Annotated in this window: 11 protein-coding genes; 6 read left to right on the top strand and 5 right to left on the bottom strand. The window is 68.2% G+C overall.

The window, feature by feature from the left end:
• Window positions 1–12 precede the first annotated feature (12 nt).
• From tcuB to B3098_RS14785, 5 genes are all read right to left on the bottom strand, one after another.
• Entirely contained in the window at window positions 13–1,248 is a 1,236-nt protein-coding gene (tcuB, locus tag B3098_RS14805) for a tricarballylate utilization 4Fe-4S protein TcuB (protein WP_286897352.1), read from the bottom strand.
• Window positions 1,235–2,650 carry an FAD-dependent tricarballylate dehydrogenase TcuA gene (tcuA, locus tag B3098_RS14800; RefSeq protein WP_286897351.1) on the bottom strand — a complete coding sequence of 472 codons (1,416 nt, stop codon included), beginning with the start codon at window positions 2,648–2,650 and terminating at the stop codon, window positions 1,235–1,237. The genes tcuB and tcuA overlap by 14 nt, the downstream gene beginning before the upstream one ends.
• Before the next feature lie 77 nt (window positions 2,651–2,727).
• A complete protein-coding gene (locus B3098_RS14795) occupies window positions 2,728–3,654 on the bottom strand; it encodes a LysR family transcriptional regulator (RefSeq protein ID WP_286897349.1) in 927 nt (308 codons plus the stop codon).
• Between the two features lie 3 nt (window positions 3,655–3,657).
• Window positions 3,658–4,356 carry a glutathione binding-like protein gene (locus B3098_RS14790; protein WP_175122464.1) on the bottom strand — a complete coding sequence of 233 codons (699 nt, stop codon included), beginning with the start codon at window positions 4,354–4,356 and terminating at the stop codon, window positions 3,658–3,660.
• 42 nt (window positions 4,357–4,398) lie between these two features.
• Complete coding sequence (locus B3098_RS14785; RefSeq protein ID WP_286897347.1) at window positions 4,399–4,830, bottom strand: hypothetical protein; 432 nt, start codon at window positions 4,828–4,830, stop codon at window positions 4,399–4,401.
• A gap of 231 nt (window positions 4,831–5,061) precedes the next feature.
• Here B3098_RS14785 and B3098_RS14780 point away from each other — a divergent pair, with 231 nt between their 5' ends.
• From B3098_RS14780 to B3098_RS14755, 6 genes are all read left to right on the top strand, one after another.
• Entirely contained in the window at window positions 5,062–6,471 is a 1,410-nt protein-coding gene (locus tag B3098_RS14780) for a hypothetical protein (protein WP_286897344.1), read from the top strand.
• A gap of 56 nt (window positions 6,472–6,527) precedes the next feature.
• Window positions 6,528–6,692, top strand: a complete 165-nt coding sequence (locus B3098_RS14775; protein ID WP_191578032.1) for a hypothetical protein — start codon at window positions 6,528–6,530, stop codon at window positions 6,690–6,692.
• Window positions 6,693–6,833: 141 nt separating this feature from the next.
• On the top strand, window positions 6,834–8,054 hold the full coding sequence (locus tag B3098_RS14770) for a CaiB/BaiF CoA transferase family protein (protein ID WP_286897337.1): 1,221 nt from the start codon (window positions 6,834–6,836) through the stop codon (window positions 8,052–8,054).
• Between the two features lie 18 nt (window positions 8,055–8,072).
• Window positions 8,073–8,870, top strand: coding sequence for an enoyl-CoA hydratase/isomerase family protein (locus B3098_RS14765; protein ID WP_414631282.1), 798 nt, complete (start codon window positions 8,073–8,075; stop codon window positions 8,868–8,870).
• A 10-nt stretch (window positions 8,871–8,880) separates the two neighbouring features.
• Window positions 8,881–10,104, top strand: a complete 1,224-nt coding sequence (locus B3098_RS14760; protein ID WP_218342864.1) for a CaiB/BaiF CoA transferase family protein — start codon at window positions 8,881–8,883, stop codon at window positions 10,102–10,104.
• Window positions 10,101–12,464 carry an acyl-CoA dehydrogenase gene (locus B3098_RS14755; protein WP_286897335.1) on the top strand — a complete coding sequence of 788 codons (2,364 nt, stop codon included), beginning with the start codon at window positions 10,101–10,103 and terminating at the stop codon, window positions 12,462–12,464. Before B3098_RS14760 ends, B3098_RS14755 begins: the two co-directional genes overlap by 4 nt.
• Window positions 12,465–12,498 lie beyond the last annotated feature (34 nt).

The following is a 12,498-nucleotide window of genomic DNA, read 5'->3' as shown; positions in this document are numbered from 1 at the left end:
AGGGCGGTCCGGTCAGTCCGAACCGAGCTGCAGCTTGTTGGGCTGGCGTTTTTCGATGGACCACTTCAAGAGCGCGGCCGAGCGGTAGATGCCATGGGCGAACTTGCCGTAGGGCAAGGTCAGGAACAACGCCATCACGACGCCAAGATGGATCGCCAGCAGTAGCGCCATCGCGCTGCCGTCGCGGCCGGCCAAGAGCGCCAGGCCCGTCGCGCTGGTCAGGAACAACAGCACGATGAAGCCCCGGTCCATCGGTTTCTGCGCCGCGTCGCCCTGCAGGGGATGGCGCTTGACATTCAGCCACAGCAAGCCGGCTGGCCCGATCAAGAGGCCGATGCCGCCCGCGGTGCCCAGCAGCACCGGCGCGCTCAGGATCGGATACGGCGCCTGCTGGTCCAGCAGATAGTGGTAAAGCGTGGCGACACACGTGGCTGCGAAACACAGCATGAAGCCGTAGAACGTGAAGTGGTGGAACCGCCGGCGCCACAGCGTGAAGGCGTCGTCGGCGTTGTTGCAACCCTTGCCGTGGCCGCCGTCCAGATAGCGCAGGCGCAGCGCGTCGTGCGCCGCCTCGGCCACCGCTGCGCCGGATGCCGCCCCCGGGCTGACGTTGCGCCAGAACCGCGTCACACCCACCGCCAGCGCCAGCATCGAAAAGCCGAACACCACGCCAAACATCAGCGCCAGCGTGTTGTGCGGGAACACGGCGTAGAAATTGCCCGCCATCGGCTCATGGAAAAGGCCGCCCGCCATCACCACCGCCAGCACCAGGAACAGCGCCAGTCCGGCGGCCGTGGCCAGCGACAGCGCCAGGCCATTGCGCTTGTACAGCGTGCCCAGCGCCGCGGGCCACGCATAGTCGGTGTAGGTCTGCATCCGCACCTTGGCCATGGCCTGCGGCACGTTGACGGCGAACTCGTGCGGCGGCGCGTACTGGCACGCGTGCAAACAGGCGCCGCAGTTATGGCACAGGTTGGCCAGGTAGTTCAGGTCGGCCTTGCCGAATTCCAGGCGGCGCGTCATGGCCGGAAACACCGCGCAGAAGCCTTCGCAATAGCGGCAGGCGTTGCAGATCTGCATGACGCGCGCCACTTCGGTCTCATCATCGGTCAGCGATTCCGTCAGCGGCTTGGCGCCCCTTGCATGAAAATGCACGGGCTGCTCGGTGGGCGCCGGAGTCGGGATAGGTCCGGACTGGCTGGTGGAAAAGGACTGCGCCTCGCGGGCCAGGGCTTCAAGCTGCTTCACGGTGTGCTCCCGCAGGGTTCCGGCCGAGCGCGGCGGCGGCGGCGCGGGTGCCGGCAATGCGGCCGAAGGCCGTGCCGATGGACATGCCCACGCCCGCCGTGTATCCCTTGCCCAGCACGTTGCCGGCCATCATTTCGCCCGCGACAAAGAGGTTGTCGCTGGGCTGGTCGTTGAACCGGACCGCGGCGGTGTCGTCCACCTTCAGGCCCAGATAGGTAAAGGTGATGCCGGGCCGCAGCGCATAGCCGTAGAACGGCGCGGTGTCGATGGGCCGCGCCCAGTGCGTCTTGGCGGGCGTCAGGCCTTCGGTATGGCAGTCGTCCAGCGCGGTGTGGTCGAACTTGCCCACGCGGCAGGCCGCGTTGTAGTCCCCGACCGTCTTCTCGAAGGTGGCCGCATCCAGCCCCAGCTTTTGCGCCAGCTCGGGCAGCGTGTCGGCCTTCACGCCCGGAAACACCGGCGGCATGAAGCGGCCGATAGCCTTGGCGTCGATGATGGAATACGCAATCTGGCCGGGCTGCATGGCGGTCAGGCGCCCCCAGATGGCGTAGCGCTTGGGCCAGAAGTCCTCGCCCTCGTCGTAGAAGCGCTCGGCGTCGCGGTTGACGACCACGCCCAGCGACACGCAATCGATGCGCGTGCAGATGCCGCCGTCGTACAGCGGTGCGCGGGCGTCGATCGCCACGCAGTGCGATTGGGAGGGGTCGCCGATGCCATCGGCCCCGGCGTCCAGCATGAATTTCAGCAGCACGCCCATGTTGAAGCGCGTGCCGCGGATCAAAAAGTTGTCGGCTGGCCATTCGCCGCGCTCGTTCTGGCCCCAGGCTTCGCGCAGCCATTCGCGATTGGACTCGAAGCCGCCCGCGGCCAGCACACAGGCGCGGGCCTCGATGCGCTCGTCGCCAATGCGCGCGGCCACGAAGCGGCCGTTGTCCAGGTCCAGCGAATCGACCGGCGCGTTGTAGCGGATCTGCACACCCAGCGCTTCGGCGCTGCGGTAATAGGCGTTCACCAGCGCCTTGCCGCCGCCCATGAAGAACGCATTGGTGCGCGCCACGTGCAGCGCGCCCGACAGCGGCGGCTGGAAGTTCACGCCGTGGCGGCGCATCCAGTCGCGACAGGTGGAGGACTCGCGGATGACCAGCCGCGCCAGGTGTTCGTTGGTCAGCCCGCCCGTCACCTTGAGCAGGTCCTGCCAGTATTCTTCCTCGGGATACGCGTCGATCAGCACGTCCTGCGGCGCATCGTGCATGCAGCGCAGGTTGCGCGTGTGCTGGGAATTTCCGCCGCGCCATTCCTTTGGCGCCGCTTCCAGCAGCAGCACGCTGGCGCCGGCTTCGCGCGCCATCAGGGCCGCGCACAGCGCCGCATTGCCCCCACCAATCACCAAGACGTCAACCATGCCATCTTCCCCAATTCAAGGGGCAGACTCTACGCAGCGGCGCGCCGCTGCGATATCAGGCAGGCGTCAACGGGTATTCACGATTCGTGAAGAGCGACCACCGCCCATTTGCCTTCGCGGGCCAGGGTGCGGGACACGTCGGCCATGACCAGCCGGGCCGCCAGCGCCGCGGGTGACAGTTCTTCGTCCGACAGGCTGGCCAGCAGGTTGGAGCGGAACAGGTGGGCATCGTCGATGCGCGCCATCTGCAACTGACCGGGCGCGATGCGCGCGGTGGCCGAACTGGGCTGGATCGTCGCCGCGCCGCCCTGCTGCACCACGTCCATCAGCAGGGACAGGCCATCGACCTCGGCCACCACCCGGGGCGTGCGTCCCAGTTGCTGGAAGGCGTTGTTGACCAGCGCGCGCAGGCCGTGGCGGCCGCTGGGCAGCACCAGCGGCAGGTCGGCAATGGCTTCCAGCCGTGTCGTGTCACCAGCCGGCACGCCGGGCATGCCGGGCCGGGCAAAAAGGAACAGAGGCTCGTCCAGCAGCGGCATCACGCTCCAGCGGCGCGCGGATTCGGCATGGAACACGATGGCCAGATCCAGCAGGCGGCCGTTGAGCATGTCGGTCAGGTGCCCGGACAGCGCTTCGACTAGATGCAGCCGGATGTCGGGATAACGCGCATGCATGGCCTGAAGGAACGGCGCGCCCAGCACCGCCGCCGTCGTGGACGGCAGGCCGACGCTGACGTGCCCGGCCAGCCGGGCCTGTTGCGCAGCCTGGACGGCGTCGTCGGCGTGGCGCAGGGCCAGTTGCGCCTGCCGGAAAAACGCCAGCCCCGCGTCCGTGGGCACCACGCCGCTGGCGCTGCGCTGCAACAGCCGCGTGGACAGCTCGCCTTCGAGACGGCTGATCTGCTGGCTGAGCGCCGACGTGACCATGCCGATCGACATGGCCGCCCGGCCGATGCTGCCGGCCTCGACCACGCGCACGAAGTAACGGAGCTGGCGCAGTTCCATCGATCAGCCCGGAATGGTCAGACCCTTGGCGACCGCGGGCCGCGCCACGAACGCGTCCAGCACGCGCGCGACGTTCTTGAACGACGAAAAGCCGACGAGGTCGCCGGCGTCATAGAAGCCCACCAGGTTGCGCACCCACGGGAAGATGGCGATGTCGGCGATGGTGTACTGGTCGCCCATCACCCAGTCGCGCCCTTCCAGGCGCTGGTCCAGCACGGCGAGCAGGCGCTTGGACTCGTCCACATAACGGTCGCGCGGGCGCTTGTCTTCATAGTCCTTGCCCGCGAACCGATGGAAAAAGCCCAGTTGGCCAAACATCGGTCCGATGCCGCCCATCTGGAACATCACCCATTGCAGCGTCTCGAAGCGACCCGCCGTGTCCGCCGGGATGAACTGGCCGGCCTTGCTGGCCAGGTAGACCAGGATCGCGCCGGACTCAAACAGGCCCAGCGGCTTGCCGTCCGGCCCGTTCGGGTCGAGGATGGCCGGGATCTTGTTGTTCGGACTGAGCGACAGGAACTCGGGCGTGAACTGGTCCTTGGTATCGAAGGCGACCCGGTGGACTTCGTAGGGCAGACCGGTTTCCTCGAGCATGATCGACGCCTTCACGCCGTTGGGCGTCGGCAGCGAATAGAGCTGGATGCGGTCGGGATGCTGGGCGGGCCACTTCTTGGTGATGGCAAAGGCGTCTAGGGAGGACATGCAGGGTATCTCCGGGGGAGGCGGGGTTGGGTGACGACAATCCTAGCGCAAAAGCCGGCGCAAACCCCACCGCAGCGCGGTCGCCGCGACGGCGATGGGCAGGACCAAGCGCCATTGCGCCAGAAACAGTTCGCGCATGGCCTCGCCGGGGGCCCAGGTGTTGCCGAACACTTGCGGGGAAGGCGGCGCGAGGTACAGGACGAGCAGCGCGGCCGCAAACGTCGCCGCGAGGCCCCAGGAGGAGGACTGGCGCAGCTTGGCCGGGCGCTCGGCCACGACCAGCATCAGCACACCAGCCAGGCCGGCCAGAACTGCCTGGGCGTAGAAATCGCGCGCCGAGAACATGTACGGCGCGTCGGGGACCACCCAGCCGAGGTCACCGGTCTGCAGCAAGGACGTCAGGCACGCGCCGAAAAGCGCGGCGGCAAAGGACAGGATGGACAGGTCCAGGGCACGCAGAATGAGTTTGGACATGGGGCACGGCGGGGAAGGCGAAGGCGAAGGCGCGAGGATGCCACACGTTGACGCGGGCGCGGGGCTGTCAGCGGCGCGAAGCCGCCACGCGCATCGGATCCCGCGGCCCGCTACGCATTCGGTTTGTGATGCACAATCCGGCTCGCGCTTGCGTCGCAGCGCCCTGCTTAGGCAGGCCTTCTCCCCTACCGCCGTGGCAGCCCGCCGCGCCCGGCGCCACTGGCAGTCCCCATGAAGCACCCGCAGCAACGTTCCGGACAATCCGCCTCACCCGCACTTCCCGACGCCGCATCGCGCCCCGCCTGGTTCGCATCGGCCTCTGCGTCATGCCTGGCGGCCGTGCTGGGACTGGCCGCGGCGGCCGCGCATGCAGCGGCTCCGGCAGGCACGGCGGCCGCGCAGGTGTCAGACACCCCAAGCCGCACGCGCAGCCTGACGTTGACGCTGATGGATGGCAATGGCCCCGCCCCCGCGCCGCATACGCCGTACCGCGTTTTCGTGACCGGCTCGAACGACGAGATTCTCGATACCCCCTCCGGCGATGGCATCCTGCATGGCGTCACCGACGCCGAAGGCCGCACGGCGCAGATCCGGACCTCGCTGCCGCATACGGAAGACGACTTCACCCTGATCCGCCGCATCGGCGACGGGCCTTGGGGGCACTTCTTCCAGTTGCAGCGCAGCGGCAGCACCGAGCCCTTGCCGGCCTGGCCGTACATCATGACCATGCCCCAGCGCTGGGGCGAACAATGGGTGGACCTGGGCTACACCACCCGGCAAGGCGCGACAGCCTACTTCAGCCACGATGTGCCGGCGGGTTCGGTGTCGCTGCATATCGATGCGGACGTCACGCGCGACAGCAAATGCTTTGCGGAGCTGGACGCCGTCAACCGCAAGTTCGCGCAGAACGATGCGGACGGCGCCCGCGCGCTGATCGGCGCCATGCGCTGCACCCGCAGCGCCGAGCAGAAGCTGGATCTGGCCCGGTTGCTGCTGGCCGCGGGCCAGGCCGATCTGGCGCGGCACTGGCTGCTGCAGACACGGCAGCGGCCGTTTCCGGACATTTTCAAGCCGGTCGACGATGCCGACCGGCGCAAGCGGCTGGAAGTGGAACGCCTGCTCGGCATGCCCGATCTGGTGCTGGAGGATTCGAACGTCTTGCAGGCCCGGCCATCGAAAAAACGCGCCGCCGACGCAACGGACCTGGCGAACAACACCGCCTACTTCCTGGCGGACTTCCCCGACTACCTGCCGCAAGCGGAGGAGCAGGCCCGCCGCTCGCTGGAACGCGTCGGCCCGCGGCCGTACAACCAGGGCACGCTGGGCTGGATTCTGGCCCTGCGCGGTCAGACCGACGAAGGCCTGCGCCTGATGCGTCTTGCCTACCGCGACCTGCCACGCGACGAAGAAATCGCGGCCGATTACGGCCTCACGCTGTGGCGCAGCGGTCAAAAAGACCTGGCCGCGCGGCTGTGGGACCAAGCGCAGCGCGAATGCGTGTGGGGCGTTCGCCTGCATGCGGCGCTGCGCGAAGCAGGCTACCCGCACCCGTACTTTCATCCCGCGGATTCCGACCCGGTGAACGCGTACCGCGCGCGTTGCGCAAAACCCCGGATCAAGGCGAAGAATGCGGGCCTATAATCCGCGCATACGCTGCGAGCCACGCGCCTGCTGAGGGGCAGACGCAGGAGACCTCCATGACATCCCCCCTGAAGCGCCTGCTTACTCTCCTTGCCGCCACGCTGCTCTTGGCGGGCTGCGGCAGCGGCCCCGGCGGACCGCCGCATCCCGGCGCGGCCAACCCGTACAGTTCTGGCGGCTTCAGTGACGCCGGGCCCAATTATCCCGACACGGGACGCTGAAGCCGGAAATCCATCCTGCCCTCGGGCCCGCGCCTGACCGGCGCGGACCGAACCGCATAACAGCTTTGCGCCTGCGGGCCCCTCCCGCAGCGCCCGCCAACTCCTAGACTGCCTGCACATACCGCAGTCAAGGAGAAGGCTTTGCAGCCGCTGTTATCGAATCTCAAAGTGCTGGACCTGAGCCGCATCCTGGCCGGTCCCTGGGCCAGCCAGATCCTGGCCGACCTGGGCGCTGACGTCATCAAGGTCGAGCGGCCGGGCCAGGGCGACGACACGCGCTCCTGGGGCCCCCCGTTCCTGAAGGACGAGCAAGGCCAGGACACCAAGGACGGCGCCTACTTCATTGCCACCAACCGCGGCAAGCGCTCCATCACGCTGGACCTGCAGATGCCGGAAGGCCAGGCGCTCGTCAAGGAACTGTGCCGCGATGCGGACGTGGTGCTGGAGAACTACAAGGTCGGCACGCTGGCGCGCATGGGGCTGGATTACGACACGCTTTCCAAGATCAATCCGCGCCTGGTGTACTGCTCTGTCACCGGATTCGGGCAGACCGGGCCACGCGCCGCCGAACCCGCCTACGACTTCCTGATCCAGGCCATGGGCGGCCTGATGAGCGTTACCGGCGAACGGGACGACAAGCCCGGCGGCGGTCCCCAGAAGGTCGGCGTGCCGATCGTGGACCTGACCACCGGCGTGTATGCCGCGCTGGGCATCGTGGCCGCGCTGCTGCGCCGCGCACAGACCGGCCAGGGCGAATACATCGACGTCGCGATGCTGGACGTGCAGGTGGGCCTGCTGGCCAACCAGGCAATGAACTTCCTGTTGGGCAACAAGGTGCCGCGCCGCACCGGCACCGCGCATCCCAACATCCAGCCGCAGCGCACCTTCGCGTGCGCCGATGGCGACATCGTGATCGTGGTGGGCAACGACGGGCAGTTCGCCACGCTGTGCGACATGCTGGGCCAGCCCGCGCTGGCGCAGGACCCGCGTTACATCACCAACAGCCAGCGCGTGCGCAATCAGGACACCCTGGACCCGATCCTGGACGCCATTTTCGTCACCCAGCCACGCGCGCACTGGCTGGCGGCGCTGAAAAAGGCCGGCGTACCGGCGGGCTCCATCAATACCGTTCCCGAAGTCTTCGAAGACCCGCAGGTCGTGCATCGCGCCATGCTGCGGCGCCTGCCGCATCCGGCCGCGGGGTCGGTGCCGCAGGTGATGAACCCGCTGCGCTTTGGCAGCGCCGCGCTGCGCGCCGACGCCGCGCCGCCGCTACTGGGCCAGCACACCGCCGACGTGCTGGCGGAGCTGGGCCTGTCCGCTGAACAGATCCAGGATTACCGCGACCGCAAGATCATCTGAACAAAAAAGGAGAGAGACATGAGCATGCCGGAGAACCTGGCTGGACCCTACCGCGCGCTGGACGTCACGATCGCCGACGGGGTCGCCACCATCCTGCTGGCCAATCCGCCCGTGAACGCGCTCAGCACCGACATGATGAACGAGCTGTCGTGGGTGCTGGACCGCATTTCGGAGACGCCCGAGGTGCGGGCGGTGGTGCTGTCGGGCCAGGGCAAGATCTTCTGCGCCGGCGCCGACCTGAAGATCCGTGGCGAGACGATCAAGGGGCCGGGCGACCTGCCGCAGCATTCACGCCGCACGCGGGAGTGCTTTCATGCCATCCGTGAATGCGCCAAGCCCGTGGTGGGCGCGATCAACGGCGCGGCGCTGGGTGCGGGGCTGGCCATCGTGGCCTCTTGCGACATCCTGATCGCCGCGTCCACCGCCGTCGTGGGACTGCCGGAGATCAATGTCGGGCTGCTGGGCGGGGGCCGCCATGGCATGCGGCTCTTCGGCCACTCCCGCCTGCGCCGGATGATGCTGACCGGCCTGCGCGTCGACGGCGACGAGCTTTATCGCCTGGGCATCGTCGAAGCCGCCGTGCCCGCCGATGCGTTGATGGACCGCGCCATGGAACTGGCGCGCGAGCTGGCTTCCAAGAGTCCGCTGGCGACCGTGCTGGCCAAGCAGACCCTCAACGCCATCGAAGACATGAGCCTGCGCGACGGCTACCGCTACGAACAGGACATGACGGCGGCCATCGCCAAGACCGAGGACGCGCAGGAGGCGCGCCGCGCGTTCCTGGAGAAGCGCGCGCCGGTGTTCCAGGGCAAATAAGGGAGCCGACATGACCAGTGCATTGGAAGGCGTAAAGGTCCTGGACCTGAGCCGGGTTTTTTCCGGGCCGTGGGCCGCGCAGATGCTGGCCGACTTCGGCGCCGAGGTCATCAAGGTTGAGCGCCCCGGCCGCGGCGACGACGTGCGGCACCAGGGCTATCCCATGCCGGACCGCGACGGCAAGCCCAGCCGGGAAACCTCGTCGTTCGTCGCGATGAACCGCGGCAAGAAATCCGTGACGCTCGATATCTCGCGGCCCGAAGGCCAGGCGCTGGTGCGCCAGCTTGCGCAGAAGGCCGACATCGTCATCGAAAACTTCAAGGCGGGCGACCTGAAGCGCTACGGACTGGACTACGCCTCGCTGTCGGCCCTGAACCCGCGGCTGGTGTATTGCTCCATCACCGGCTTCGGCCAGACCGGCCCCTACAGCCACCTGCCGGGCTACGATCCGATCTTCCAGTCCATGAGCGGGCTGATGAGCGTGACGGGTGTGCCGGACGGAGAGCCGGGCGCCGGGCCGGTCAAGGCGGGTTATTCCGTTTCCGACCTGACCGCGGGCTTCTATGCGGTGTCGGCCATTCTTGCCGCGCTGCGGCACCGCGACCAGATCTCCGGCGTGGGTCAGCACATCGACCTGGCGCTGCTGGACGCGCAGATCGCGGCCATCTCGCACATCGGCATGAACTATCTGGCCAGCGGTCAGCTGCCCGCCCGCATGGGCTCGGCCTCGCAGATCACCGCGCCGTTCCGCGCCTTCGAATGCCGGGACGGACACCTGATGGTCGCCGTGGGCAACGACTCGCAATTCCGCAGCTTCTGCCTGGTCATCGGTCTGCCCGCGCTCGCCGACGACCCACGCTTTGACACGAATCCCAAGCGCGCAGCGGCGCAGGCCGATCTGTCGCGGCTGATCGAGCCCGCGATGCTGGCGCGAACCGTTGCGGACTGGAACCAGGCCCTGGCGGCCGCCAACGTGCCCTGCGGCCCGATCTACACCATGGATCAGGTGTTCGAGGATCCGCAGGTGCGCCATCGGCAGGTGCTGGGCAGCGTGGAGCATCCCGCGCTGGGCAGCATGCCGATCGTCCGCAACCCGATTCACTTTTCCGCCACGCCGATCGCCGCCGGTCTGCCCCCGCCCATGCTGGGCGAGCACACGGCCGACATCCTGCGCGCCGAACTTGGCCTGTCCGCCGAAGCGATCGAGCGCCTGCATGCCGAGGGCATCGTATGAGCGCCGCCGACCACGAACTGATCGAGGAAATCCGCGACAGCGCGCGCGACTTCCTGCAACGCCGCGACCAGCGGCAGCGCAAGCGCCGCACCCCGGGCGGCGAGCGCGCGTACTGGCAGGAGATTGCCGCCGTCGGCTGGCTGGGCATGAGCGTGCCCGAAGCACTGGGCGGTTTGGGACTGGGCTGGCACGCGATGGCCGCCGTGCTGGAAGAAGCGGGCCGCGCCCAGTTGCCCGAACCGCTTGTCGGGGCGGGTGTGCTGAGCACGGCGCTGCTGGCGCGCATCAATCCGGCGGGCGATGGCACCGTCCGAGACGCGTTGCTGCAAGCCTTGTGCGCCGGTGAAAAAAGGGTTGGCCTCGCCTGGCAGGAAACCGAAGGACAGCTCGAAGCCGGCGAATCCGCCGGGGCGTTTGGCGTCACGGTCACCGCGCGCGAAGGCGCCTATGTGCTGAACGGCGAAAAGCGCCACGTCGTCCCCGGTGCGGATGTGGACGGCTGGCTTGTCACGGCCGATGGCGAAACGGGGTCTGCGCTGTTCTATCTGCCGGCCGGCACGCCCGGCGTCACGGTGCAGACGCACGAACGCGCGGATGGCTCACCGGCCTGCCATTTGACGATTGAGTCCGCGGTGGTTGGCGGCGAAGCGTTGCTGGCGCGCGAGGGCGTGCTGGACGCCGTTGACGAGGCGCTGGACTACGGCCGCCTGATGCAGTCCGCAGAACTCGTGGGCGTCGCGCGGCAGGTGCTGGCCGATTCGGTCGCCTACTTGAATACGCGCAAGCAGTTCGGCCAGACGCTCTCGTCATTCCAGGCGCTGCAGCACCGCCTGGTCGACGCGACGCTGCAGGTCGAGCTGGCGTCCAACAGTCTGCTGGACGCACTGAACGCCATTGCCGCGGCGCCGGACGACGCCAAGGCCCGCAAGGCGGCGGCCAGCCGGGTCAAGGCCCGTGCAGCGCGCGCCGGCATCGATGCGGCGCGGCTGGCCATCCAGCTGCACGGCGCCATCGGCTACACCGACGAATGCGACGTCAGCCTGTACTTCCGCAGCGCCCTGCACCTGGCCGCCTGGCTGGGCAACGCCACGGCGCATCGTCAGCGTTATGGCGTGCTGGCAGCCGACCCGGCGCCGGAGGCGGACGATACGGCAGAGGACGCACCGGAGGGTTCAACGCCAGGCCTGGACGCCATGGAGTTCCCGCGCGAGGCAGACTGGAACGCCATGCCGGAAGCGGCGTTCCGCAAGCTGCTGCGCCGCTTCTTCCGCGCGCATTACCCCGATCACCTGCGGCACGTGCCGTGGCGGCTGCATTGGGATGAGATCAAGGCGTGGTACTTCACCTTGTCGCGCCAGGGCTGGATCGCACCGTCGTGGCCGCGCGAGCATGGCGGCATGGCACTGTCTCCCGCCCGGCAGATCGCGTTCATCGAAGAAGCCGAACGCTACGGCGTGGCGCGCGCGCCGGACCAGGGCCTGGTCATGCTGGGCCCCATCCTCATCCGCCACGGCACGGACGCGCAGCGCGCGCGCTTTCTGCCGGGCATCCTGTCCGGCGAAGCGGTGTGGGCGCAGGGCTACTCGGAACCCGACGCGGGATCGGATCTGGCCTCGCTGCGCTGCGAGGCAGTGATCGACGGCGACGAACTGGTCGTCACCGGCCAGAAGACCTGGTCCACGCTGGCGCAGGACGCGACGCACATGTTCATGCTGGTGCGCACCGACAAGACCGTCAAGAAGCAGGCAGGCATCAGTTTCCTGCTGGTCGATCTGAACAGCCCGGGAGTCAGCCGCCGGCCGATCCGCACGCTGTCGGGTCACGAGGAGTTCTGCGAGGTCTTCTTCGACCAGGTCCGCGTGCCGCGCGGCAACGTGGTCGGCGAACTCAACGCGGGCTGGGGAATTGCCAAGGCCCTGCTGGGCTTCGAACGGCTGTTCAGCGGCAGCCCCAAGCACGCAAGCCACGCCCTGCAACAGATCTTCAGTCTGGCGCGGCAGCGCGGCCTGCTGGCCGATCCGGCGTTCGCCGACCGGCTGGCCGAGTTGCGGCTGGACAGCGCCGACCTGACCGCGATGTACCGCGTGTTTGCGGACATGGCCAAAGCCGGACTTCCGCTGCCGCCGGAACTGTCGCTCCTGAAGATCTGGGCCACCGAAACCCACGAGCGGCTGGGCGCCCTGCTGATCCAGATCGCCGAAGAATATGGCGGCGCGGCAATGCGCCTGAGCTATGGCGGCGGCGGCGTGCAGGCGCTGGCGCCCTATACCAACGCCCTGGCGGCCACCATCTTCAGCGGCACCAACGAGATCCAGCGCAACATCTACGCCAAGCAGGTCCTGGGCCTGCAAGGCGCCTGACAACGACAACGCGCCGGCCCGAGCCGGCGCATCC

The organism is Achromobacter sp. UBA2119 (genome assembly GCF_002331005.1).
In the GTDB taxonomy this organism is placed as follows: Bacteria; Pseudomonadota; Gammaproteobacteria; order Burkholderiales; family Burkholderiaceae_B; genus Achromobacter; species Achromobacter animicus.
This window is presented reverse-complemented; position numbering and strand designations above follow the sequence as displayed.